This window comes from Sphingopyxis sp. LC81 (assembly GCF_000756375.1).
Classification (GTDB): domain Bacteria; phylum Pseudomonadota; class Alphaproteobacteria; order Sphingomonadales; family Sphingomonadaceae; genus Sphingopyxis.
In genome coordinates this window covers 18,199-42,751 of sequence record NZ_JNFD01000017.1, presented here as the reverse complement: position 1 = coordinate 42,751, position 24,553 = coordinate 18,199, and the positions used below count along the sequence as shown (strand labels likewise).

General features: G+C 66.0%; 22 protein-coding genes. 7 read left to right on the top strand and 15 right to left on the bottom strand.

Going from position 1 to position 24,553, the window contains the following annotated elements; all coding sequences use genetic code 11:
* Positions 1-2: 2 nt before the first annotated feature.
* Positions 3-1,067, bottom strand: a complete 1,065-nt coding sequence (gene queG, locus FG91_RS09015; RefSeq protein ID WP_037514339.1) for a tRNA epoxyqueuosine(34) reductase QueG — start codon at positions 1,065-1,067, stop codon at positions 3-5.
* 66 nt (positions 1,068-1,133) lie between these two features.
* Between queG and FG91_RS09010 the strand changes: the two genes are divergently transcribed.
* From FG91_RS09010 to msrB, 4 genes are all read left to right on the top strand, one after another.
* Positions 1,134-2,090 carry an ABC transporter ATP-binding protein gene (locus tag FG91_RS09010; RefSeq protein ID WP_037514337.1) on the top strand — a complete coding sequence of 319 codons (957 nt, stop codon included), beginning with the start codon at positions 1,134-1,136 and terminating at the stop codon, positions 2,088-2,090.
* Complete coding sequence (locus FG91_RS09005; protein WP_052187444.1) at positions 2,087-3,379, top strand: ABC transporter permease; 1,293 nt, start codon at positions 2,087-2,089, stop codon at positions 3,377-3,379. The genes FG91_RS09010 and FG91_RS09005 overlap by 4 nt, the downstream gene beginning before the upstream one ends.
* An 88-nt stretch (positions 3,380-3,467) precedes the next feature.
* Positions 3,468-4,703 carry a cytochrome P450 gene (locus FG91_RS09000; RefSeq protein ID WP_037514336.1) on the top strand — a complete coding sequence of 412 codons (1,236 nt, stop codon included), beginning with the start codon at positions 3,468-3,470 and terminating at the stop codon, positions 4,701-4,703.
* Positions 4,704-4,746: 43 nt separating this feature from the next.
* A complete protein-coding gene (gene msrB / locus FG91_RS08995) occupies positions 4,747-5,232 on the top strand; it encodes a peptide-methionine (R)-S-oxide reductase MsrB (RefSeq protein ID WP_152568063.1) in 486 nt (161 codons plus the stop codon).
* Between the two features lie 6 nt (positions 5,233-5,238).
* Here the strand turns inward: msrB and FG91_RS08990 are convergent, their stop codons facing one another.
* Genes FG91_RS08990 through FG91_RS08975 form a run of 4 tightly spaced genes read right to left on the bottom strand, consistent with a single transcriptional unit; the run spans position 5,239 to position 11,008 of the window.
* Entirely contained in the window at positions 5,239-7,107 is a 1,869-nt protein-coding gene (locus tag FG91_RS08990) for a hypothetical protein (RefSeq protein WP_052187443.1), read from the bottom strand.
* Positions 7,104-7,535, bottom strand: coding sequence for a GtrA family protein (locus tag FG91_RS08985; protein ID WP_052187442.1), 432 nt, complete (start codon positions 7,533-7,535; stop codon positions 7,104-7,106). Before FG91_RS08985 ends, FG91_RS08990 begins: the two co-directional genes overlap by 4 nt.
* 25 nt (positions 7,536-7,560) lie before the next feature.
* On the bottom strand, positions 7,561-9,096 hold the full coding sequence (locus FG91_RS08980) for an NAD(P)/FAD-dependent oxidoreductase (RefSeq protein ID WP_235211989.1): 1,536 nt from the start codon (positions 9,094-9,096) through the stop codon (positions 7,561-7,563).
* Positions 9,097-9,151: 55 nt separating this feature from the next.
* The gene (locus FG91_RS08975) at positions 9,152-11,008 is read right to left on the bottom strand and encodes a hypothetical protein (protein ID WP_037514333.1); all 1,857 of its coding nucleotides are present in this window, start codon (positions 11,006-11,008) and stop codon (positions 9,152-9,154) included.
* 172 nt (positions 11,009-11,180) lie between these two features.
* Here FG91_RS08975 and FG91_RS08970 point away from each other — a divergent pair, with 172 nt between their 5' ends.
* Positions 11,181-12,143 carry a patatin-like phospholipase family protein gene (locus tag FG91_RS08970; RefSeq protein ID WP_161785642.1) on the top strand — a complete coding sequence of 321 codons (963 nt, stop codon included), beginning with the start codon at positions 11,181-11,183 and terminating at the stop codon, positions 12,141-12,143.
* A gap of 187 nt (positions 12,144-12,330) precedes the next feature.
* Here the strand turns inward: FG91_RS08970 and FG91_RS08965 are convergent, their stop codons facing one another.
* From FG91_RS08965 to FG91_RS08925, 9 genes are all read right to left on the bottom strand, one after another.
* On the bottom strand, positions 12,331-15,066 hold the full coding sequence (locus FG91_RS08965) for a carboxypeptidase-like regulatory domain-containing protein (protein ID WP_235211988.1): 2,736 nt from the start codon (positions 15,064-15,066) through the stop codon (positions 12,331-12,333).
* A 68-nt stretch (positions 15,067-15,134) separates the two neighbouring features.
* Positions 15,135-15,959, bottom strand: coding sequence for a hypothetical protein (locus FG91_RS08960; RefSeq protein ID WP_037514329.1), 825 nt, complete (start codon positions 15,957-15,959; stop codon positions 15,135-15,137).
* Between the two features lie 189 nt (positions 15,960-16,148).
* Entirely contained in the window at positions 16,149-16,646 is a 498-nt protein-coding gene (locus FG91_RS08955) for a DUF4402 domain-containing protein (RefSeq protein WP_037514327.1), read from the bottom strand.
* Between the two features lie 286 nt (positions 16,647-16,932).
* Complete coding sequence (locus tag FG91_RS08950; protein ID WP_037514326.1) at positions 16,933-17,898, bottom strand: ParB/RepB/Spo0J family partition protein; 966 nt, start codon at positions 17,896-17,898, stop codon at positions 16,933-16,935.
* Entirely contained in the window at positions 17,899-18,681 is a 783-nt protein-coding gene (locus FG91_RS08945) for a ParA family protein (RefSeq protein ID WP_037514325.1), read from the bottom strand.
* Positions 18,678-19,337 carry a 16S rRNA (guanine(527)-N(7))-methyltransferase RsmG gene (gene rsmG / locus FG91_RS08940; protein WP_081940495.1) on the bottom strand — a complete coding sequence of 220 codons (660 nt, stop codon included), beginning with the start codon at positions 19,335-19,337 and terminating at the stop codon, positions 18,678-18,680. Before rsmG ends, FG91_RS08945 begins: the two co-directional genes overlap by 4 nt.
* 33 nt (positions 19,338-19,370) lie before the next feature.
* Positions 19,371-21,239: a tRNA uridine-5-carboxymethylaminomethyl(34) synthesis enzyme MnmG gene (gene mnmG, locus FG91_RS08935; protein WP_037514324.1), complete on the bottom strand. Its 1,869-nt coding sequence runs from the start codon at positions 21,237-21,239 to the stop codon at positions 19,371-19,373.
* A 76-nt stretch (positions 21,240-21,315) separates the two neighbouring features.
* Positions 21,316-22,635: a tRNA uridine-5-carboxymethylaminomethyl(34) synthesis GTPase MnmE gene (gene mnmE / locus FG91_RS08930; protein ID WP_152568061.1), complete on the bottom strand. Its 1,320-nt coding sequence runs from the start codon at positions 22,633-22,635 to the stop codon at positions 21,316-21,318.
* An 8-nt stretch (positions 22,636-22,643) separates the two neighbouring features.
* Positions 22,644-22,940 carry a DUF6489 family protein gene (locus FG91_RS08925; RefSeq protein WP_037514320.1) on the bottom strand — a complete coding sequence of 99 codons (297 nt, stop codon included), beginning with the start codon at positions 22,938-22,940 and terminating at the stop codon, positions 22,644-22,646.
* Between the two features lie 107 nt (positions 22,941-23,047).
* On the opposite strand from FG91_RS08925, the gene FG91_RS08920 reads away from it, so the two are divergent.
* Together FG91_RS08920 and FG91_RS08915 are read left to right on the top strand one after the other, a co-directional pair.
* Complete coding sequence (locus tag FG91_RS08920; protein WP_037514319.1) at positions 23,048-23,746, top strand: dienelactone hydrolase family protein; 699 nt, start codon at positions 23,048-23,050, stop codon at positions 23,744-23,746.
* Positions 23,743-24,147 (top strand): nuclear transport factor 2 family protein, encoded by a 405-nt coding sequence (locus FG91_RS08915; protein ID WP_037514317.1) that lies wholly within the window; start codon positions 23,743-23,745, stop codon positions 24,145-24,147. The genes FG91_RS08920 and FG91_RS08915 overlap by 4 nt, the downstream gene beginning before the upstream one ends.
* Here the strand turns inward: FG91_RS08915 and FG91_RS08910 are convergent.
* Positions 24,144-24,545, bottom strand: a complete 402-nt coding sequence (locus FG91_RS08910) for a DUF1489 family protein (RefSeq protein WP_037514316.1) — start codon at positions 24,543-24,545, stop codon at positions 24,144-24,146. The two genes, FG91_RS08915 and FG91_RS08910, sit on opposite strands and share 4 nt — an antisense overlap.
* Between the last annotated feature and the right edge of the window lie 8 nt (positions 24,546-24,553).

Below are 24,553 nucleotides of genomic sequence, written 5' to 3'. Positions count from 1 at the left end.
CGTCAGGACGCCAGTTCGGCGAGCGCCCATAAAGCCGCGTCGACAACCATCGGCGATTCATCCTTCGCCAGCCGTTCGAGCACGGGCACAAACCGCACATCGCCGCTGTTCCCCGCCGCGATCGCGGCATTGCGCACCATCCGCCCGCGCCCGATCCGCTTGATCGGCGACCCCGCGAAGACCTGACGGAAATCGGCATCGTCGAGCGCGAGCAGGTCGGAAAGCGACGGCGCCGCCAGTTCGGCGCGCGGCAGGAAGGCGCGATGGACGTGCGCGGTTTCGGCGAATTTGTTCCACGGACACGCCGCCAGACAATCGTCGCAGCCATAGATTCGGTTGCCGATCCCGCGCCGCAGCGCGAGGGGAATCGGCCCATTATGCTCGATCGTCAGATACGAGATGCAGCGCCGCGCATCGAGCCGGTACGGCGCGGGAAAGGCCTGCGTCGGGCACACCTCCTGGCACGCCGAACAGCTGCCGCACGTATCGCGCCCGGGCTTCGACGGCTCCAGCTCCAGCGTCGTGTAGATCGCGCCAAGGAACAGCCAGCTTCCATGATCGCGGCTGACGAGATTGGTGTGCTTGCCCTGCCAGCCGAGTCCCGCCGCCGCCGCCAGCGGCTTTTCCATCACCGGCGCCGTGTCGACAAACACCTTGACCTCGGCGTCCTCCACTTCGGCGACGAGCCAGCGCGCGACCGCCTTCAGCGCTTTCTTGACGACGTCATGATAGTCGCCGCCCTGCGCATAGACCGAGATACGCCCGCGCTCGGGGTGATCGGCGAGCGCCAGCGGGTCGAGTGCTGGCGCGTAACTCATGCCCAATGCGATCACCGATTTGACCTCGGGCCACAGCCCCTTGGGCGATCCGCGCTGCGCGGCGCGGCTTTCCATCCAGATCATATCGCCGTGGCGCCCCTCGGCCAGCCATTGGTCGAGCCGCGCCGCGGTCTCAGGCGCCGCATCGGCCTGCGCGATCCCGAACGCCGCGAAACCATGCGCGCGCGCGACGGCTTCGAGCCGTTCTTCGAGGAGAAGCGTTTCCAGAGGCAAGGCTTCGGCAACCATTGCCGCTCTATACGCGAGCGGCCTCGCCGTGCCATAGTTTGGTGAGCCAAGATTGGGGACCCGGGTTTGAGCGATTTCAGCGTCGAGGCGAATGGCCTCACCAAATATTTCGGCAATTACAAAGCGGTCGATCATGTGTCCCTCGCGGTGCCAACGGGCAGCATTTATGGCGTGCTCGGCCCCAATGGCGCCGGCAAGACGACGAGCCTGCGCATGACGCTCGGCATCATCGACCCCGATGCGGGGACAAGCCGCCTGTTTGGCGGGCAGCGGCCGCAGTCGGTACGCCACCGCATCGGCTATCTTCCCGAGGAACGCGGGCTGTATCCGGGCATGAAAGCGCGCGAGGCGATTGCGTTCATGGGCGCGCTGCGCGGGCTCGACTGGTCCGAGGGGCGCCGCCGCGCCGCGGGATTCATGACCGAACTCGGGCTCGAGCGCGTGATCGACGAAAAGATCCGCAAGATGTCGAAGGGCATGGCGCAGATGATCCAGCTGATCGGATCGATCGTCCACGCCCCCGACCTCATCGTGCTCGACGAGCCCTTCTCGGGGCTCGACCCCGTCAATCAGGAGCGGCTCGAAATGCTCGTGCGGCGCGAGCGCGACCGCGGCGCGACGATCCTCTTCTCGACGCATGTCATGGCGCATGCCGAACGCCTCTGCGACCGCATCGCGATCATCGCGCGCTCGGCGCGCCGGTTCGAGGGCACGGTCGACGAGGCGCGCGCGCTGCTCCCGATGCAGGTGCGCTACACCCCTCGAACCGCGGGCGACGCTGCCGCGGTTGCCGCAAATCTCCCTGCGGGCGCGGAACTCCGCGGCGACGCCTGGCATTTCGCGATTCAGGACGCCGATGTCGAACCGTTGCTCGCGCGCATCACCGCGAGCGGTCATGGCGTCACCGGCCTGTCGATCAGCCGCCCGGCGCTGCACGACGCCTTCGTCCATATCGTCCGGCAGGTCGACGCGGGATTCGACGCCGATGCCACTGAGGACGCCGTAGAGGAGGCCAGCGCATGACCCCCTTCATCCGCAGCATGTTCGTCGTTGCGCGGCGCGACTTTCTCGCGATCGTCGCGACCCCGACCTTCCTTCTCTTCCTGCTCGCACCCTTGTTCATGGTCGCGATGGGGCTCGCCGGCGGCATGGGCGCATCGCAGCTTGCCGATAGCGCGCGCGGCGCCGGGCGCATCGTCGTCGTCGCCCATCCGGCAGATATCGAGGCGCTTCGGGCCTCCGATCAGCGACTCCGGGCTGGAATGACCCGCGAACCCGCACCGCTCGATATCCGCATCGCCAGCCCCGCCATCGGCGATCCCGTTGCGATCGCCCGCGAAAAGGGCAGCGACACCTATGCGGTGATGAGCGGCCCCCTGACCGCGCCGCGCATCGTCGAGCGCGAAAAGGGCAGCAGCGCGGGCCGCTATCTCGCGCTGCTCGCGGGCGATGTGCAGCGCGCGCGCGCCGCCGGGCCGATGCCATCCATCACCCCCGATTTCGAAGCGCTATCGAGCAGCGGCACCAGCATCGCGGTGCAACAGTCGCTCGGTTTCGGCGCGGTCTTCATCATCTTCCTCCTGACCTTGCTGCTGGCGGGCCAGACGGTGAGCTCGCTCGCCGAGGAAAAGGGCAACAAGGTCATCGAGATTCTCGCCGCCGCGGTGCCGCTCGAAAGCGTCTTTCTCGGCAAGCTGCTCGGCATGCTCGGCGTCGCCGTGCTCTTTATCGCCTTCTGGATGATCGTCGCGATGGGCGGCGGACTGATCGCCGCGACGCAGGTCGATCCCGCCGCGATCGCCGCCGCGGGCAAGGCCGGCAAGGCGACCGCCGCGCTCGCCTCGATGCCGGCGACGGGCTGGCCCTTTTTCCTGGGCATCGGCTTTGCCTATTTCATCCTGTCCTTCCTCCTGCTCGGCGCGGTCTTCCTCGGCGTCGGCGCGCAGGCGGGATCGGTGCGCGAAATCCAGATGCTCAGCCTGCCGATCACCATCTTCCAGGTCGGCATGTTCAGCCTGTCGGCGGCGGCCGCGAGCGCGCCGGGCAGCGGTCTCGCCCATTTCGCGCAGATCTTCCCCTTCTCCTCGCCGCTTGCGATGGCGGCGCGCGCCGCGACCGACGATGCCAAGGCGGTCCATTTGCTCGCGCTCGGCTGGCAGGCGATCTGGGTCGCGCTCGTCATCTTCCTGTCGGTGCGCCTGTTCCGGTCGGGCGTGCTCAGCGGCGGTAGCGGCTGGAAATTCTGGCGCCGGACAAAGGGTGCGGCTGCCGCTGCAGCAGCCGCCGAGGCCGCTTCGTCCCAGCCTCGTTGACAAAGCTGTAAACAGTGGCATCCTGCAACTGATCTGGCCGACGGCGGCAAGCGTCGCGGCGAGTCCCTTTTGAGGAGGAGGATGCCCGATGGCGACTGCAGCTGCGCCCCAGCCCGTCACCGACCGCTATGACATGAGTCCCGCCGCGATCTATTCGGAGGATCGCTGGCAGGAACCCTTCGCCGAACTCCGCAAATTGGGCGGCATCGTGAAGTGCGAGGACAGCGTCCACGGGCCCTATTGGAACATCGCGAGTCATCAGGCGATCCAGCATGTCGAGGCGCTGCCCGACATTTATTCTTCGTCGTGGGAATATGGCGGCATCACGATCCTCGAACGCGACGAGGATGAGGATTTCCGCCTGCCGATGTTCATCGCGATGGACCGGCCGCAGCACACCGACCAGCGCCGCACCGTCGCCCCCGCCTTCACCCCCGCCGAAATGACGCGCCTGTCCGAAGATATAAGGAACCGCACCGGCGAAGTGCTCGACGGCCTGCCGTGGGGCGAGACGTTCGACTGGGTCGACCGTGTGTCGATGGAACTGACGACGCAGATGCTCGCGATCCTGTTCGATTTCCCGTGGGAAGATCGCCGCAAATTGAGCGAATGGTCCGACTGGATGGGCGACGTCGAACTCGCGCAGAAGCCCGAGCTCAAGGAACAGCGCCGCGCGGTGCTCGAAGAGGCCTTCGTCTATTTCCAGAAACTGTGGATGGAAAAGCTCGACCAGCCGCCGACCCCCGACCTGCTCTCGATGATGCTGCACAGCGAAGCGATGAGCCACATGGACAAATATGAGTTCATCGGAAACCTCGTGCTCCTGATCGTCGGCGGCAACGACACGACGCGCAACACCATGTCGGGGCTCGCTTACGGCCTCGACCAATTCCCCGAGCAACGCGCGAAGCTCGAGGCCGATCCGGCACTGATCCCCAATGCGGTCAGCGAGATCATCCGCTGGCAGACCCCGCTCGCGCATATGCGGCGCACCGCGCTCGCCGATGCCGAGCTGTTCGGGCACAAGATCGCCAAGGGCGACAAGCTGATCCTCTGGTATCTGTCGGCGAACCGCGACGAAAGCGTGTTCAGCGACGCCGACGACATCGACCTGACGCGTGAAAACGCCCGGCGGCACCTGTCGTTCGGCTATGGCGTCCATCGCTGCGTCGGCGCACGCCTCGCCGAATTGCAGCTGCGCATCCTGCTCGAGGAAATGGCGGCGCGGCGGATGCGGGTGACAGTCACGGGCACCCCCGAGCGCGTCCACGCCTGCTTCGTCCACGGTTTCCGCACGCTGCCCGCCAAAATCGAGAAATATTGAAGCGGACTTGTAACCCTTTCACCCAGACGTACGTATCGAGGATATGATCGAACGTCGTTTCATTCTCGGCGGACTCGCGCTGGGCGGCGCCATCATCGGCGCACCGATGCTCTTCGCCAAATCGTCGCGTCCGAAAGCGCAGCCGGGCTGGCAGCTTTCCGATGCCGAATGGAAAAAGCGCCTGTCGCCGCTGCAATATCGCGTGCTCCGCGAAGCGGCGACCGAGCGCCCCTTCACCAGCCCGCTCGACAAGGAAAAACGCACCGGCATTTTCGACTGCGCCGGCTGCGCGCTGCCGCTCTATTCGAGCAGGACAAAGTTCGACAGCGGCACCGGCTGGCCGAGCTTCTGGGCGCCGCTGAAGGGCGGCATCGGCACCGCGACCGATCGCGAACTCGGCTATGCGCGCACCGAAGTGCATTGCAGACGCTGCGGCGGGCATCTCGGCCACGTCTTCAACGACGGGCCGAAACCGACGGGCAAGCGTTATTGCATGAACGGCGCGGCGCTGACCTTCCGCCCCGCCTGACGCCCTTTACTCGGGCTTCACCCGCCACACCGACAGCCCGGCGCGCGACACGATCGGCACCGCTTCGAGCCACGCGGGCGGCGTTCCGGCGTAAAGCTGCGCCGCGAGCGCGTCTTTCCGGGCGCGGCGATATTTGGAGAGGTCGTTGGCGGTCCGGCAAAACACGATCAGCGTCGCCGCCTGCTTGCGGACCAGCGCCTCGGCGTGCCCGGGGTCGCCGGCGAAGACGCGGATCGAGTCCGCCATCGCCTCCTTGTTGCGATGATGCGGCGTCGCGACCAGGCTATGGCGCGTCCAGAAAATCACCGGCGCGCCCAGATCGATGGGGGTCAGGATCGTCGTCGCCGGCAGACGGTTCAGGTCGGCGATCGCCGCGGGATCTAGGCAGTCCTCCCGATAGGGCTTGGCCGCGGCGGCCTCTTCAACGGCCTTGTCCTCTTCGGCGTTCAGCGACGGGACCACCAGGCCGAGCACGGCGGCGACAGCCATGCTGCCGAGCAGCGGCAGCGTCAGCGCAGCGGCAGCCGACGCGAAGATTCGCGGCAAGGTCGAAGGAATCGTCCGCGCCCACGCCCAGGCGCGCAGGCCGAGCCAGGCGCAGCCGGGCAAGGCAAAGACATGCGCGGTCGAAACGCTGCGCAGGACGAACACCGACAAGGCGGCCGCTCCGACCAGTGCGACGATGATCGTCGCCCAGTTCCCGCGGTCGACGGCCGACGAGCAGCTCCGCCACGCGAGCAACGACCCGGCGAGACCGATCAGCGATGGCACGAGCACGTGGATCGCACTCGACGGTTCCGACATCCACAAAGGCTGGCCCTCGAGGACATTAAGATACCAATATTGCACCACGATCGGATCGAGCGCCGCGAAGGGGCCCTTCGCGCATTGCGGTTCGGTCCACACCAGCGCCCCCGCCGCCGACACGCCGGCCAGCCCCAACAGCAGGAAACGCGCCCACTGGCGCGGGTTGGCCCGCGCGGCCGCAAAGGTCACCGCGGCGGCAACGGCGAACGCCGCCATATAGGGCGCCGAAAGCGAATCGCACCAGCTGCCGAGCAGCCCCGCGGGACCGCGCGTCGCAAACTGGAGCAGCAGCGCGCCGCCCGCGAGTGCGCCCATATAGCCGCAAAGCCGCGCGCGATCCTCGGAGCGCCCGTGCAGCGCCCAGCGCAGCGCAGCCAGCCCGGCGAACAGCGCGACAATCGGCAATCCTTCGATCGACACCGCGAGCAGCGCCGCGGCGAACAATCCGCCGAGCAGGCCCGCCCACCAGCTTGGCGGCCGCAGCGCCTGCGCCATGATCAGCATCGCAAAGAAAATCTGCCAGCCGTGATGGTCGACCCGGAGCGGGCGGAACTGCACCAATATATAACCCGACATGATCAGGAAGAGCGGCACGGCATAGGCGATCCGCCGGTCGGACAGCCCCCGATAACCGAGCACGCAGGCAACGCTGAGCGCCGCGCCGAGCAGCGGCGGCCACAGCGTCATCACGATCCGTTCGGCCATCGCCTGTCCGAACAGCGGTTTCAGCAGCAGGGTGCCCGCCGCGAGCGGCGCATCGACGATGCGCGACCAGTGCATCAGCACCCCGCCGCCCGCCGGATTGACGCGATATTGCGAAAGATCCCACCAGCCCTGCCCCGCAAGGAGGTCGCGGACCTGCGCCATGCGCATCGCGTCGTCGGTGTCCGACAGATCGAGCGCGCCGATCGCCTGCCATTTCGCGACAATGGCAACGAGGCTCATCAGCCCCCAGATAATCAGCGCGATCCGGACCGGGGTGAACCACGGGCTCAGCACGATGCCGCCCGATTCGGGTGCACGAACCGATGGCTCCGCGCCCGCGGGAAGCGCGGACGCGTCACTCATGCCGCCGCCGTCCGGAACACGATATGGCGGCGCAGCAAATAGGTCGTCTGGAAGCTGACGACGATCGCCGCGAGCTTTGCGAGGCGCGGATCGAGGCCGAGCGCGCTGCCCCCGCCGACGATCGCGGTCGTGACGGCAAGACCGACGAGCGCCGATCCGACGAAGAGCAGTTTCTGGCGATGGCGCTCACCCGTGCCGCGCGCTGCGGCGCCGTCGGCAAAAACGAGCCGGCTCGACACCAGCCAGTGCACGAGAATCCCGGCGCAATAGCCGGTCGCCGACGCCGTTACGGGCGACAGCCCGGCGTCGAGCAGCAACAGGAAAAGCCCCGCATCGCTGCCCAGCGCGAGCACGCTTGCGAGCAGATAGTTCAGCCAGCGAATCTCGCCGCGCCGCACTGACGCGATCAATCTGGTCACCGGTAGCATGGCGCCGATCCCCCCGGCCAAGCGCTTACGCGGCCTTCGCCACGCGCGTGGGAACCTCGCGGACCGACGCGAGCGCGGCCTGCTCGCCTTCGGTGCCGCTCTCATGATATTCGGCGTCCTCGTTGACGCCCCAGATATCATAGAGTTTTTCGCCGGCGACGATGTTGCGCACCGTCAGCATCGCGGTCATCATCGCATGATCCTGGTTGTTATAGCGGTGCATGCCGTTGCGCCCCACCATATGCAGCGTCGGATAACGCGCCTCAAGCTCGCTGCGCATCGTCTCGACATGCACGGCATAATCATCGTCATAAACCGGATAGGCCTTTTCCTGCCGGACGACCGCGCCGCCGACGACATCTTCGGGATCGCAAAGGCCCAGGATTTCCATTTCCTTCGTCGCCAGCGCGACCAGCTTTTCATCGCTCGCCGCCCAGAGCCCGTCGCCTTCGAAACAGAAATATTCGAGCCCGACGCACGCGAGTTCGGGGTCGGGCACCATTTCGGGCGACCAGCTGCGGAAATTCTGCACCCGCCCGACCTGCACCTTGCTGTCGTGGATATAGATCCAGTTGTCGGGGAACAGATCCTCGGAGCGAATCTTGAGCGCGACGGTCAGAAAATCGCGATATTTGAGGTTCGGCGCGGCGCTGAGCGCGCACGCCGGCAGCGGATGGATACGCGCCGCGAGCTCGCGCATCGGCGCCGAGCTGATGACATGCGCGGCATCGATCACGACATCGCCGTCGGGGCCCGTCGCGGTCATCCGCCAGCGGCCCGTCTTCTGATCCTGCGTCAGCTGCTTGAAGCTGTGGCCCATCAACACATGGTTGCCGCCCGCAACGACCTTGTCGCGCGCGGCATCCCACATCATGCCGGGGCCAAGCCGCGGATAGCGGAAGGTTTCGAGCAAAGTCTTGGTCGCCATGCCATCATTGGGCTTCTTGTTGAGCCCGAGACTGCGCTTCAGCCCGTCGATCACCGCGCCGCCGAGGCTAAGCCCCTTGATGCGCTGCGCCGCCCAGTCGGCCGACATTTCGTCGCACGGCATGCCCCACACCTTCTCGGTATAGGTCTTGAAAAAGATCGAATAAAGCTTCCGCCCGAACTGGTTGATCGTCCAGTCCTCGAAGCTGCGGACATTCTTGTTCGGCAGCAACTTCGCCTGCGCATAGCTGATCATGCAGAGCGTCGAGCGAAAGATGCCAAGGTTCCACAGCGCCTCGAACGCGCGCAGCGGATAGGAATAGAATTTGCCCTCATAATAGATGCGGCTCATCCGCGGGCGCTCGATGAAATCGTCGGGCAAGATCTCGTTCCACAGGTCGACGACCTCGCGGCTCTTCGAAAAGAAGCGGTGGCCGCCGATGTCGAAGCGAAAGCCCTCATGTTCGACCGTGCGGCTGATCCCGCCGACATAGACGGGGTCCTTTTCGATCACCGTCACGCTATACCCCTGCTGGGTCAGCTGATAGGCGGCGGTCAGCCCCGCGGGGCCGGCGCCAATGATGGCGACGTCGGCGCTCGTCGGACGGCTTTTCGACACTTGGGTGTTGGTCACGTGATATTCCCCCACACGGATCAGATTGCTGCCTGCCGACTTGGGGGAATTATGGCTAAAAACTGGTTAACGCCGGGATGGGTTTTTCACTGATACCGCGCTTTTTCGCGGCTGGATAAACGATGCGATACACTTGCAAGCCACCCGACGCGAACCGGTGTTGCGGTTCCAGCCAATCGACCGTCCTGCCCTGGATCAGGTGCGCGGCGAGCCCGTTCCGGTTCGCGGCAGCCAGCGGCCCAAGTTCGCCACTGCAAAATACGACATAGCGCGCGCCTTCCGCTCGGACCAACGAGCGCGCGCCATCGGGCGGTGCAAGAAACGCCGATATCACCCGATTGAGCGCCGCGTGATTGCGGTGATGACCGGTCGCCACGACGCTGTGCGGTGTGCTGACCAAGAGCGCCGGGGCGATATGCGTCGAGGTAAAGAGAAGCGCCGGCGGCTCCCCGGCGAGCGTAGGATTCGACTGAAGGCAGGCCGCATTTTGCGGCCTTGCTTCCGGACCTGCCGCGGGGCCTGCGACAAGCGATGACAGGCGATAGCCGAGCGCGATATCGACCGTCGGGATCGACAACAAAAGCAGCAAATGTCCGCAAAGACGCCGCGCCATATTCGACTGCGCATGAATCCAGCGCCATAGTCCCGTCGCGAGCGCCGCGAACGCAGGCACCATAAAGGCATGCGCGACGTTGAGCGCCCGGATGACCAGCATTGCCAGAATCGCGCTGAACAGGATCAGGAATGCAAGGCGAAACCAGTTTTCGGCATCGGGACGTCCGCGTGCCTTCCAGCAAGCCCCGATCGTCGCCAACAATCCGACAAGGCTTGGGACGATATAGGCGAGCAGCCTGGCGGGTTCCTGCGCCCAGAGCGGACGTCCTTCGAGGATCGGATCATACCAATAGGTCCGCACGAGCGGTTCCAGCGTGCCGAATGGACCGGAAAGACAGGACGGCCCGGTGAGGACAAAGCCGGCCCCGAACAGAAGGCCCGCGATGATCACCGGCGTAATCCGCCGGGGCAATGTCGCGGTCCAGCGGAAGGGCGCGGCCAGAAAGGCCGTGAAAACCAGCCCAGCCAGCGCGGTCGCCACGATATAGGGCAAGGAAAAGCTGTCGCAGAGGATGCTCACGACATAGGTCGTGCCGCGGAAGGGCAGCGCCCATAACGCCGGCAACAGGATCATCCCGGCCGAAAAGCCGCGCAATCGGCTAGCCTTGGCCGGATCGCGCAGCCAGTCGACGACAAAAAGCGCCCAGAACAGCCCCAGAAGCGGAAAGCCTTCGAGCGAAATCTCGACATAGATGCCCGCGACGAACGCCGACAGGAATCCGTTCGCAAAGCTTGCCGGCCGGAGCGCGAGCCACAGCAGCACGACCGACAGCAGAACCTGCCAGCCATGGTGATCGATGTTGAGCGGCGCGAAATGATGCAAATAGCTGAGCGTCGTCGCCGCGATCGCAAGCCCGATGAAGGTGAATTGCCGGCCGCCCAATATTTGCAGGATCCGCGAAAAGACGAGCAGCAGCGGCAGCGCCAGAAACGGCGGATAGAGTGCGAGCACCCAGCGTTCGGCGGCTTGCGGTTCGAAAAGCAGGCTCAGCAACGCGATCAACGCGGCGATCGGCGCATCGACGAAGCGCGACCAGTGCGTGGGCCCGCCGCCGCCCATCGGATTTGTCCGATATTGCGTCGTGTCGAACCAGCTTTGCCCGCTCACCAGGTCGCGGACCTGCACCAGCCGCATCGCATTGTCAGGATCGGAAAAGGACAGCGCGGCGATGGCATCGCGATGCAGGAGCAGGCTGACCGCAACGAAGCCCAGCCACAGAATCAACGCCAGCCGATCGGGCGAAAGCCGGGTGACAGAGTCCTCACGCCTGCGCGCTTCGGTGATCGTTTCGGCCATCGGTGCCCCCCCAGGCCTCGAGGGGCCGCGCCGGTTTATAAGCAATTGCCGGCTAAAGACTGGTTAATATTTCGCCAAGGATTTGGCGATCCCCGGATCGACCAAACACGCCGGCGAGGGTTGGGAGATGGCCCGAACTGCTGTAAACAGGCGCCGATCAAGGAGGCGCAGCATGGCAGGCGGTCTGGCAATCGTATTGAGCGGCGGCGGCGCGAAAGGCGCCTTTCAGGTCGGCGTCGTCCACGAACTCGTCGTCAATCGCGGCGTTCGCCTCGACATCGTCGCGGGCGTATCGACCGGCGCGATCCAGGCGCTCGGCGTCGCGCAGGACGATGTGCCGGGCCTGCTCGATGCCTGGCTTGGTATCCGCGGCAACAGCTCGATCTATAAGTCGCGCCCGCTCGGCGTCGTCGGGGGCTTGCTTGGCGAGGATGCGCTCTACGACACCGCGCCGCTCAAACGGCTGCTCAAGGGCTTCGCGAACGACACCAAGCTGCGCGCGAGCGGGCGCAAGCTGCTCCTCGGCGTCGTCAATCTCGGCACCGGCAGCTATCGCGCGATCGACGAGAGCGTGCCCGGCATCCACAATTGGGTTTACGCGAGCTGCGCGATGCCGCTCTTTTTCGATCCGCTGAAAACGCGCGCGAGCGACGGGACCGAAGAACAATGGGTCGACGGCGGGGTACGCGATGTGACCCCTTTAAGCTCGGCGCTCGAAATGAACCCACGCGGGGTGATCGCGGTGCGCGCCTCGCCCGCGCCGCGCCCCGGCCCGGTGCGCACCTTCCCCAACCTCATCAAGATCGGGCTGCGCGCGGTCGATATATTGCAATCCGAAGTGTCGGCGAACGACCTCGCCGGCGCCGCGCTGATCAACGACCTGATCGCCGCGCGCGAGGGGCAGCTTCGCGCGCTCCAGAATGAAGGCATCGGCGGCGCGCAGGCCGCGCGCATCCTTCGTCCGCTCGACGTCCAGATCGCGCGCTACCGCTTCGCGCCGATCCGCATCATCGAACCCGAAGAAGAAGTCGCCGAAACGCTCGAATTCAACCCGGCGAAAATCCGCGCCGCAATCGACGCCGGCCGCCGCGCGGTCGACCGCGAATGGGACGCGCTGGAACCGCTGCTGAGTTGACAGCGGGAGAACGTCTACATTCGACCGAAGGCTGCCCTCTCATCATCGTCACCCCGGACTTGATCCGGGGTCCCGCTTGAAATCAAAAGCCGCCCGTCCTTCAAAAGAAGCGGGATTCCGGGTCAAGCCCGGGATGACGAAGGAAAGTGAGGCCAGCTCCGCTTACCACCCAAAGCAGCCATCGCATCTATTGCGCACCATCTCCCTCGCCCGGCGGTCCGCGCGCACTGGCGCTCCCGGGCGACACATCTTCCCGTATCGCAACATCACGGCGTAGCGGTTTCAGCGTGACTGTCCCCAGCCGCACCCGCGGCGTCGCCTTGCCCGGAACCGCGCCGATAGCAAAAGCCCCGTCGAGCCTGAGCGCCGCAGCCGACGCCTTGCCCAGCCGCACCGTATAGCGCCCGTAAGCGACGCCCTCGAACAGGAAATAGCCGTCGAATTCGGTGATCGTCGTCGCGCGCACGCGCCCTTCGGCGTCGATGAGTTCGACTCCCAGCCCCTCGATCGGGTTGCCGCCATCGCGGCGCAGAGTGCCCTCGATCTCACCCGCCGCCGCCATCGGCAGCAGCACGCGCGTCGCAACGCCGGGCCGCGGGGTCACCACGACTCCCGGCAGCGCGGGCTGGACATAGGGATCGGGCAAGCTGCCCGCGTCGATGCCGATCATCACGGGGCGGAAGGGTTCGAGCCCGTCGATCGCACCGCGCCCCGCCTTGTCGGTCGCGGCGTCGACAAAGGCGTTGCCCGCGGTCAGCGGCACGTCGGGCAGCGCGGCTTCGCCCGGCTGGCGGACCCCGTCGCCATTCTCGTCCATCCAGACCTCGGCGACCACCTGCCCGCGGCTCGCGAGCTTCTCGCTCGACACGCGCCAACCGCCCGCCGACCTGGGGCCAAAGCTGAAAGCGAGCGCCAGCGACGCCGCGACCGATCCGTCGCTCGCGACCTCGCCGAATCCCGTCAGCTGCAACTTGTTGAAACGGCGCGTATATCCAAGCCCGGCGCGTGCACGATCGAGCCCGCGGTCATAGCCGAGCTCGGTGCGCCATTCCGCGTCGCCCTTCCCGGCCCATTCGCCGATCAGGGTCATGCGCGAATCGGTATTGGCGCCCGACAGCGCAAAACGCGCCTCGCCGCGGACGCGAACGCGCCCGATGCGGGCGTTGGCAAGCAGGCTGGCGGAGAGATTGTCGGGCGGGTCAGGACCGATCGGCACCTTGGTGCGGCTCCAGTCGAGTTGCCCGGTAAAGGTCAGCGCGCGGAAACTCGCCGACGCGCGCGCGCTGGCTTCGAGGCTGTCGACCCCCGACCATCGTTCGACCTGCCGCACGTCGAAATGCAGCGGCAGCACCATTCGCCCGAACTTGACCGACTGGTCGACCGACACTGAATAGATACCGTTGATATTATTGATCAAACGATCCGAAACGAACCCGCCCCAGCCGCGCATCGCGTCGGCACGCACATAGGTTTCGCCGAACGCGGCAAGCCAGCTCGCGCGTGCCGCGAAGCCGCCATTATCAGCGTATGATCCCCCGACCTCGAGCAAGGTCGGCCCGATCGAGCGGCGCAACGCGACCTCGCCATAATTATAGCGGACATTTTCGATCAGCAGGCTGTGGAAATAGGCCGCGGCGGACGTGCGCGTGTCGAGCCCGCGCTCGACCCCCATCGTCCCGCGCCAGCCGCGCCGGAACGCCCCGCGCCGCCGGTCGCCAAACTCGACCAGGTCGGCATTTTCCTGCGCGAAGCCCGCCCAATACCAGGTTTGCTGCGGCGGGATCGAATCCATGCCCACCTGCACCTGCCGGATTTCGCGCCGTATCTGCCCCTGCGGCCCGTACAGCACGATTTCGAAGCGGTTCGCGCCATATTGCAGCGGCACGTCGATAAACTCGTAGCGCCCGTCGCCGTTCGGGCTCGTAAAAGCGAGCAATTGCCCGTTGCGATACAGCTCGGCATCCCAGCCCGCGGGCAAATCGCCGCGGAACGTCGTCTTGTCGAACGCGTCGGGCCGCTCGATCGGGCGGTTGGTGAGCACCGCGCCGCGACCCGGTGCCGACGCGGCGACGATGCCGGTCGAGAGCAGGCTGACATCGCCCACGCCATAATGCGTCGCCCTCAGCGGACCGAGCAGCCGCCCTTGCGGATCGGTACGATAGAGCCGCATCCGCAGGCTGTCGGGCACACCCTCATTGTCCGACGACAGTCGTGCCTCGAAACTTTGCCGGGCGACCTCGCCCGCCGCGAAAATCTCGTAGCGCCCCTGGACATAGGATCCGCCGCGCTTGTCCGACACGACGCCCGCCGATGCGACGACATCGATCGAGGGCGTCGCCCATGCCTGATACGGCCGCGCCGTCTGCGGCAGGCTCGCAAGATCGAACTGCGCCTGCGGGCGGATCGCCGCGGCGCGCGCGCGGCGTTCGGCGGCGAGCTGGAACGGCAGCTTGTCCTTCGTATCGACCCGCAGCACCGCATTTGACAGATCGGCGGTCAGCGGCACCCCGAGCCAGTCGTTCAGGCTATCGAGGTCGACGCACCACCCCGCGGACGTGTCGCGGATCGTCGTCGCAGTCAGGCGAAAGCTCTCGCTCCCCGCGCGCACGTCGCCCGCGTCGCGGTCGATCGTCAGGCTGCGCCGCTCGTCGAACACCCAGCCGGTTGCGCGGCGCAACTTCTTGTCGACACGCACAGCGAGGTCGAGCGCGAGCACGACATCGCCAAGATCGACGCACACCCCCTGCGGAGTCTGATAGCCGCGTACCCCGTCGCCGAGCCGGTATTGCCCCGAGCGCACATCGAACAACCAGCTGTCGTCCTCATTCGGCGCCCAGCCATCGCTCGCAATCGAAACGGGCTTTTTCTCAACGGCTTCGGCGCCGGCGGGAACGAGCCCCACCAGCGCCAGCCCGGCCATCATCGCCGGTTTCCATCGCGAGAGCATCGCGCGGATCATCGCCCCGCCCGCGTCGCTCCGTCCTTACGCCATCATTGTACCACCCGCTCGGCCTCGTCGATCGTGCCGCCGCCGATTTCGCGGTCTTCGCTATAGCGAATACGCACCGGCCCCTTCAGCTTCGCCGCGAGCTCGCCCGGAACGCGGAGCGAGACCTTGCGCGCGCCGACCTCGGGATAGACCGCGATGCCGCGCGCGACGAGCAAGGGCTCGGCGACCCCCGGCCGCGTTACCTCGATATCGCCATAGACCGAGCGATCGCCCGTACGCGAAAGGTCGAAATTGAACGCCGGCCCATCCTGGGTTTCGGTGACCCACGCCGCGCCGATCGATGCTTCGGCGCCGAGGTCGCCGACACGCACGATCACCGGGATCGTGATCCCGTAAATCGGCGTGAGCGCGATCGACACCCCCTCGCTCGCCGGCTTGGGCTCTGCGGTCGCGGGCGCCGCGTCGGGAACCGCGCGGAACAGCATATGTGCGCGATATTCGCCCGGCGGCGTCCCTTCGGGCAAGCGCACCCCGACGCGCACGACCTGTGGCTGGTTCGGCGGCAGGGTGACGCGGCGCGGGCTGAAGGCGATCATGTCGAGCGCGGTCCGTTCGGCCGCCGTGACATTCTCCTCGGCGATCTCGTCGAGCCCGCCCTCGGCGGTCATCCGCTTGATCTCGAGGCTGATGCGATAGGTCGCGGGCTCGCTGCCGATATTATTGAGCACCACCTCGGTCCCGCGCGATCCATCGAGGATGACGCGCGTCGGCGCGACGAGCAGGTCGCCCGCCGCCAGCGCGGGCGATGCCGCGGCGCCGAGCGCAGCCGCGGTGAACAGGCCAAAGGCCTTCAAAAAGCGAAGCATTGGATACGATCCCCACAATCGTCCGGGAAACGGCCCCACACCGTCCCGATGGTCGCATCCTGCCTGCGCCAACATGGTTGAGATTTCGCTAACCATCGCGGCGGCTGGCACAAAAAAGGGGTCGCCGGATCCATGCCGGCGACCCCATTTTAACGGCTGGCGGATCTCGGCCCGCCAGGCCCCCCAATCTTATTGGTAGTTCGCGGTGACGTTGAACGTCCCCGAATAATCGCCCGCGGCCTGGTTGGCGCCGACGCTCAGCGTGCCGCCGACCTGGAAGCTGCCGCCCGTGGCGCCCAGCGTGATGTTCGCCGACGAATAGGTCAGCGTCGACGACATCGTGCCGCCGAGCGAGCCGTTGAGCGTGACGCTCGAATCGCCGCCGACCAGCACCACGGCACCGTTGGTGCCCTGGACGTCATAGCTGCCCGCCGTCGTCGTGCCCGTGCAGGTCAGGCCCGCGCCGCAGCTCGCGGCACCGGCGGTCGACACCGCGACGGTCGAGGCGGTCGCGCCGCTGATGATCGTCGCATATTGCAGATCGCTGGTCTTGGTGAGCGTGATCTGGCGCAGGATCTTCGCTGTTGCCGTACCGGTGGCCGACGCCGCATGCGCCGCCGAGGCGTTCATGGCGAGGGCAGCAATCGCGGCGCCCAAGAGGGCGCGCTTCATTCCAAAGTTGCGCATATGATTTGGTCCCTTGATTTCGAAAATTGGAAGTCGAAATTCGAATGGATATCCCACCCCATTCGCCAACCTCTCTACGGGGCGACCCGTTCAGGCTTTGCCAGCAATATTGGTTAACGGTGCAACAAGGATTGGCCCGTGTTACGCGATGTAACCGGGCGAAATCAGGGCTTTAGAAGCATATAAAGCGGAGCGGAGGAGCCCCGTTTCCCTCATTAACGGCCCGGACTGGCACAAATTGAGCCGCGTCCGGCAAGAATCGCACATGCACCCAGCCCGGCGCAGATCAGATCGATTCGCCCGACAATCGCTGGCAGATCATATCGAGCTGGTCGAGCGATGCGAATTTCAGCGTCAACGCGCCTTTGCCCTCACCGGCATAATGAATCGCGACACCGATTCCGAGCAGTTCGGACAGGTGCCGCTCGACCGCGACGATATCGGGATCGCGCCCGCCATCGGCGCTCTTGAATTCAAGCGGAGCCTTGCGCGGCGCATCGCCACCCTTGCCCGCGCGCACCAGCGCCTCGACCGCACGGACCGACAGCCCTTCCTTCGCGACGCGGCGCGCGATCGCCTCGGCGCCGTCGGCGCCGATCAGCGCGCGCGCATGACCCATCGCGAGCGATCCGTCGCCAACGAGCGTCTGCACGCTCGCGGGCAGGTCGAGCAGGCGCATCAGATTCGCGACATGGCTGCGCGACTTGCCGACCAGCTTCGCCAGCGCTTCCTGATTATGCCCGAAATCCTCGATCAGGCGGCGATAGGCGCTCGCCTCTTCGATCGCGTTGAGATCCTGGCGCTGGATATTCTCGACCAACGCGATCTCATAGGTCGCGGCATCGTCGAGTTCGCGCACAAGCGCGGGAATCTGGTGCAACCCCGCGCGCTGTGCCGCGCGCCAGCGCCGTTCACCGGCAACAAGTTGATAACCTTCACCATCGGGCGAGCGGCGGACGATGATCGGCTGCAGCAATCCGCGCAGCCCGATCGAATCGGCGAGCTCGGCGATCGCATTTTCGTCGAAATGGCGGCGCGGCTGGCCCGGCAGCGGGCGAATCGCCCCGACGGGAACATGCTGCACCGAATCGCCCGCCACCGGCGTGGCCTTCGCGGCGCTGCCGGGGGTCGCAAGCACCGGTGCCTCGACCGCGACATCGCCGAACAGCGCATTGAGCCCGCGACCGAGGCCCGAAGGGCGCTTGCGCGCCGGTGTCGATTCCGATCCATTTTCGTCTTTATTATCAGCCATTTAAGCAGCCTTACGGACGTTAGGAAGCCGGTCGATCAACTCGCGTGCGAGTGCGATATAGGCCGCCGATCCGGCGCAGCGATGATCGTAGATCAAGGCCGGCAAGCCATGGCTCGGCGCTTCGGACAGGCGGACGTTGCGCGGGATCACCGTTTCGAACACGACCGGGCCGAGCACCTCGCGCACATCGTCGGACACCTGATCGGTCAGCCGGTTGCGGCGATCGAACATGGTGAGCGCAACCCCCAGGATCGACAATTTCTGGTTGAAGCGTTCGCGCACGCGTTCGACCGTGGTGAGCAGCTGGCTGAGCCCCTCAAGCGCGAAGAATTCGCATTGCAGCGGCACGATCAGCGATTCGGCCGCGATCAGCGCGTTGAGTGTCAGCATGCCCAACGATGGCGGGCAGTCGATCAGGCAGATATCCCACTGCCCCGCCTCGGCGCTCGACAGCGCCTGTTGCAGACGGTGCAACCGGTCCTGAAATTCGATCAGCTCGATCTCGGCCCCCGACAGGTCGACCGTCGCGGTGACGATGTCGAGCCGCGGCACCGCGGTCGGGATCGCGCACTCGGCCAGCGTCGCGTCGCCACGCAGCAATTCATAGCTCGAAGATTCGCGTTGCGATTGCTTGATTCCCAGCCCGGTCGACGCATTGCCCTGCGGATCGAGGTCGATGATCAGCGTGCGCCAGCCCGTCGCCGCGAGCGCGGTCGCCAGATTGATTGCCGTCGTCGTCTTGCCGACCCCACCCTTCTGGTTCGCCACGGCAATGCGGATCATCGCTTTCCTCGCTGTTTTGCCGCGATTTTTCCGGAGCCGACCAAAATCTGGCTCTCAGCATCGGTACGGCTCTGTTCCACGTGGAACATTCTCTGCCATGGCTGGGGCAGCAAAGCCAGTTCCTTAACCGCGTTTCGGCCTTTTGGCAGCAGCCAGCGCGTCGATTCGGTGGAAAAACGCGCGGATAAGTCGAGCAGCTTGTCGAGCGGGGCAAAGGCGCGCGCGCTGATTGTCGATGCGGGCCGCGTTTCGATCCGCTCCAAAGGCGCTTCGACGACCTCGACATTTGCGAGATCAAGCTCCGCAGCGACGCTGCGCAAGAAATCGCAGCGTCGTTTTCGCGACTCCACGAGCAGCACCGGGCGCGGACTCAATATGGCGATAACCAGCCCCGGCAATCCCGCGCCGCTTCCAAGATCGATCCAGAGACCATCGCTGTCGCGGGTGTCGAAAGACAAGAGCTGGGCGCTGTCGGCAATATGCCGGACCCACATCGTCGGGATCGTCGATGACGCGATCAGATTCTGCTGCACGCTTTCGGCGATCAAAAGATCGACGAAGCGCTCAAGCTGTTTCCATTGACCAGCGGTCGGTGAAAATGCCTCGCCGATCCAGGCCCGTGCGGCGTCTTCGCTATCAAGCAGTTCAACCGACACGTGCGCACCCTCTGTTTTCAAACGTCGATCGGCTCATGCGGCGCGCCGCCGGCTATGTACCATGATTGCGGTCAGCGCCGCCGGGGTCACCCCGTCGATCCGCGCCGCCTGCCCCAGCGTCTCGGGCTGTGCCTTCGTCAGCCGTTCGACCATCTCGCGCGATAGCCCGCCGATCGCGGCATAATCGAGCGCGGGGTCGAGCATGATCGCCTCATTTGCGGCGAGCGCGCGCAGTTCGGCATCCTGCCGCGCGATATAGGGCGCGTAATGCGCATCCTCGGCGATCTCGGACAGAATCGCCGGATCGATCGAATCGAGTTCGGGCGCAAGCAGGGCGAGCCGGGCCATCGTCACGCCGGGATAGCGCAGCAGGTCGATCCGCTTGCGCGCGATACCATCGCCCGGGAGGGCCAGTCCGACCGCAGCATAATCGGCGGTCGCGACCGGCGCATCGAGCTGGGCTTCGGCGCGCGCCCGTTCGGCCTGCCGCGCGGCGAACAGCGCGGCGGTCGCGGGCCGCGCCAACCCCAGTGCAATCCCCTTCGGCGTAAGCCGCGTCGCGGCATTGTCGGCGCGGAGGCGCAGTCGATATTCGGCGCGCGCGGTGAGCATGCGATAGGGTTCGGTGACGCCCTGCAGAACCAGATCGTCGACCATCACGCCGATATAGGATTCGGACCGGTCGAGGATCAGCGGATCGCGGCCCTGCGCGGCGAGCGCGGCATTCGCTCCGGCGACCAGCCCCTGTGCCGCCGCCTCCTCATATCCCGTCGTGCCGTTGATCTGCCCCGCACACCAAAGCCCGGGCATCGCGCGCACCTGCAATGTCCGGTCGAGCGCGCGCGGGTCGATATGGTCATATTCGACCGCATAGCCCGGCACGACCATCTCGACCGCCTCCAACCCCTCCATCGTGCGCAGCATCGCAAGCTGCACATCGGCGGGCAGCGAGGTCGAAATCCCGTTCGGATAGACGAGGAACGAATCGAGCCCCTCGGGTTCCAGAAATACCTGATGCCCGTCGCGGTCGGCGAAACGGTGGATCTTGTCCTCGATCGACGGGCAATAACGCGGCCCCGCCGCGCCGATCGCGCCCGTGAACAGCGGCGAGCGATCGAGATTCGCCGCGATGATCGCGTGACTTTGGGCATTGGTGCGCGTGATCGCGCAAAAAATCTGCGGCACCGTCCGTTCACTGTTCCACGTGGAACAGGTCCAGCGCGCGCCTTCCGCACTATCCGACGGCTGCTCATCGAGCCGCGCCCAGTCTATCGTCCGCCCGTCGAGCCGCGGCGGCGTGCCCGTCTTGAGCCGCGCCATCGGCAGGTCGGCCGCACGTAATTGTTCGGCGAGGCGGTGTGCGCCCGCTTCGCCGATGCGCCCGCCCTCCATCCGTTCTTCGCCGCGGAAGAGTCGGCCGCCGAGAAATGTCCCCGTTGCGAGCACGATGGCGCGGGCCTTCAAAACAGACCCGTCGGCGAGATCGAGCCCTTCGACGCACCCATCCTCCGACAGCCGAAGCGCGGCCGCTTCGCCCGCGACGACGGTGATGCCGTCCTCGGCCGCGAGCAAGTTCTGGATCGCCTCGCGATAGAGTTTGCGGTCGGCCTGGACGCGTGGTCCCTGCACCGCCGCCCCCTTCGACGCGTTGAGCATGCGATAATGGATCGCCGCGCTATCCGCAGCGCGCGCCATCCAGCCGTCGAGCGCGTCGACCTCGCGCATCAAATGGCCCTTACCGAGCCCACCGATCGCCGGGTTGCACGACATCGTGCCGATCAGCGCGGGGTCGAAACTGACGAGCGCGACGGACGCACCGAGCCGCGCCGCGGCGGCCGCGGCTTCGGTTCCGGCATGGCCACCGCCGACGACGATGACATCGAAAATTGCTTCATTCTGCATGATTGGTGCGGCCTTTACCGCAAAGCGCGCGCCGAATCCACCGCGCTGCTTGCCGCCCGATGTTTCACGTGGAACATCATTTCCCGATGCAGAAACGCCCGAACAGGGCGTCGAGCATTTCTTCGACTCCGGCACGCCCGGTGATTCGATCAAGCGCGGTCGCAGCAAGCCTAAGCCGCTCGGCGAGTAGGATTAAATCGTGCGTCTCGCGAGTCCCTGCCGCAATCGTCAGCCAATCGCGCGCTTCGGCGAGCGCGGCGCGCTGGCGCTGGCGCAGCGCCGCTTCGCCTTCGCGCGGCAACAAGGTGCGCGCCATGTCGACGATATAGCGGTGAAGCTTGTCCATCCCCTCGCCCGTCGCCGCCGACAGAATCAGGTCGCAATGCGCCGCCCCGGCCTCCGCCGCCGCATCGCCCGCCCAGCGATCGACCTGCGCGGCGATCGTGATGCAGCGCGGATGCGCTGGCGCCGCCTTTGGCGGGCCAAGCCACAGCAGGATATCCGCACCCTCGACCGCCGCCTTCGCGCGACCGATCCCGATCGCCTCGATTTCGTCGGCGCCCTCACCGCGGATCCCCGCGGTGTCGGAAAAACGCATTGCGATCCCGTCGAGCGCGAGCGGCGTTTCGATCACGTCGCGCGTCGTCCCCGCGACCGGCGACACGATCGCCAGCTCGCGCCGCGCCAAAGCATTGATCAAGGTCGATTTTCCTGCATTCGGCGGCCCCGCGATCACCACCGACAGCCCCTCGGCGATCACCTCCGCCGCCGGCCGCGCCAGCCATTCGCCGAGCTCGCCCGAAAGGGCCCCCATCCCCGCAATCAGACGCTGCGCAACAGCGTCGCCAACTTCGACATCATCCTCATCGGCAAAATTAAGTTCGGCCTCGGCGCCCGCCATCAGCGTGAGCAGTTGGTCCTGCCAACCCGCGACCGCACGCGAGACATGCCCGCTCGCCATGCCGAGCGCCTGCACCCGCTGGCTTTCGGTCTCGGCCGCGAGCAGGTCGGCGAGCCCCTCGGCCTCGGCAAGGTCGATCCGGCCGTTGTCGAACGCGCGCCGCGTAAATTCCCCCGCGACCGCGGGCCGCACCCCCGGCATCGCGCCAAGCGCCGCCTCCACCGCCGCGACCACTGCGCGCCCGCCGTGCAGATGCAGTTCGGCGAGATCTTCGCCGGTCGCCGTCGCCGGGCCGGGGAACCAGAGGATCAACGCGCTATCGAGCGGTGTGCCATTGGTGTCTTTGAGCGCGGCGAGTGAGGCATAGCGCGGTTCGGGCAGCCGTCCCGCGAGCGCTTTCAGCGCTGCTGCAGCCTGCGGTCCGCTGACGCGCACGACGCCGATCGCCGCCGGCGGCATCCCGCTCGACAGCGCAAAAATCGTATCGCTTACAATGGCTTGGTTCAGCTCTTGCGCCCCTTGGCGGACTTGTCGTCATCGTCCTTGTCGGCCGACTTCGACGCGCCGCCCATCAATCCGCCGCCGAACTGGCCAAGCAGCGACTGGACGAGTTCGAGCCCGCTGCCGCCCATCGGCACCCAGGTCTTGACCATCGACTGGACCATGTCGGGGGTGATCCCCTTCGCCATCAATTCCTTGACGCGGTCGAGGTAGATGTCGTGCAGCGGCTCGAGATCGGGAAGGCCGAACAGGCGCCGCGCCTCTTCGGGGGTGCAATCGATCTCGATATTGAACTTCATCGCCAGTCTCCGCCCCGAAATGCCGGTAAGCCGCTTGAGCCACGCCCGCAGCGCCGCTAGCTTCGCGCTTTCACCGCAAAGAAGCAAGAGTCAGGAGAGCTCCCCACATGGCCGCAACGAACACCGACATCCCGACGCTCGATGGCGCCGGCACGATCCCCGCCTATGTCGCGCGCCCCGACGCCGACAGCGTGCGCGCAATCATCGTCATCCCCGAAATTTTCGGCGTCAACGAAGGCATCCGCCAAAAGTGCGACGACTGGGCGGCCGAAGGCTATCTCGCGATCGCACCCGACATTTTCTGGCGTTTCGCGCCGGGGGTCGAACTCAGCCCCGATGTCGAGGCCGAATTCCAGCAGGCGCTCGGCTATTTCGGCCAATATGACGCCGACGACGGGGTCAAGGATATCGAGGCCGCGATCCACTGGCTGCGCAATCAGGGCGCCGACAGGATCGGCGCGGTCGGTTTCTGCCTCGGCGGCCGCCTCGCCTATATGGCCGCGACGCGCACCGATATCGACGCATCGGTCGGCTATTATGGCGTCATGATCGACCAGATGCTGAACGAAAGCCACGCGATCGCGAACCCGCTGATGCTCCATATCCCGACCGAGGATCATTTCGTCGATCATGCGGCGCAGAAAAAGATCCACGACGCGCTCGACCCGCACCCGAAGGTCACGCTCCACGACTATCCCGGGCTCGACCATGGTTTCGCCGCGACAATGGGCAACCGCCGCAACGAAGAGGGCGCACAGCTCGCCGACGGCCGCACCCGCGCCTTCTTCGCCGAGCAGCTCGCATGAGCGCGCCGCATCCCGGCCTCGCCGCCTGGCACGCCTATATGGCAGGCGGCGGCGACCCGCAGGCCTTGCGCGACCTGCTCGCCGAGGATGCGGTGTTCCACTCGCCCGTCGTCCACACGCCGCAGGAAGGCCGCGACAAGGTTTTCGCCTATCTCCACGCCGCGAGCCACGTCCTCGGCGGCGACGATTTCCGCTATCTGCGCGAGATCGTCGACGGCGACCAGGCGGTGCTCGAGTTCCAGAGCGTCCTCGACGGCATCCAGATCAACGGCGTCGACATCATCACCTGGAACGATCACGGAAAAATAAAAGATTTCAAAGTGATGGTTCGACCGCTCAAGGCGATCAACAAGGTCTGGGAAAAGATGGGCGAAATGCTCGCAGCGCAAGCCGCGAACTAGATCAGCATCAGTTCGGCGAGCTCGCGATAGAGTTCGGGCGGTAGCGCGCCGACCCCGCTTTGATCGTCGACGCCCTTTGGCGCGTCGGCGTCGGCCAGATAGCGCCAGCCCTGATGCGCACGCTTCGGCTGCGGGTGCACGCGCTCGAGATCGGCGACGCAGACGATGTCAACGCGACCGTCGCTGCGATCCTCGAAACGCAAGATCTCGACGCGCGCGACGAGCGTGTGTTTCACGATGAAATGGAGCTTGCCGCCGACCAGCTCGTCGGCGCGCTTGGGCCGGAACCGCGTCGCAAAGCGAATTTCGCCGCCCGCGGCATAGTTGGCGATCCGCGCCTCCAGCGCCGGATAGTCGGCGCAGCCGACGGCGACGCGGGTCATGTGGAGTGCGGACATGCCCCAAA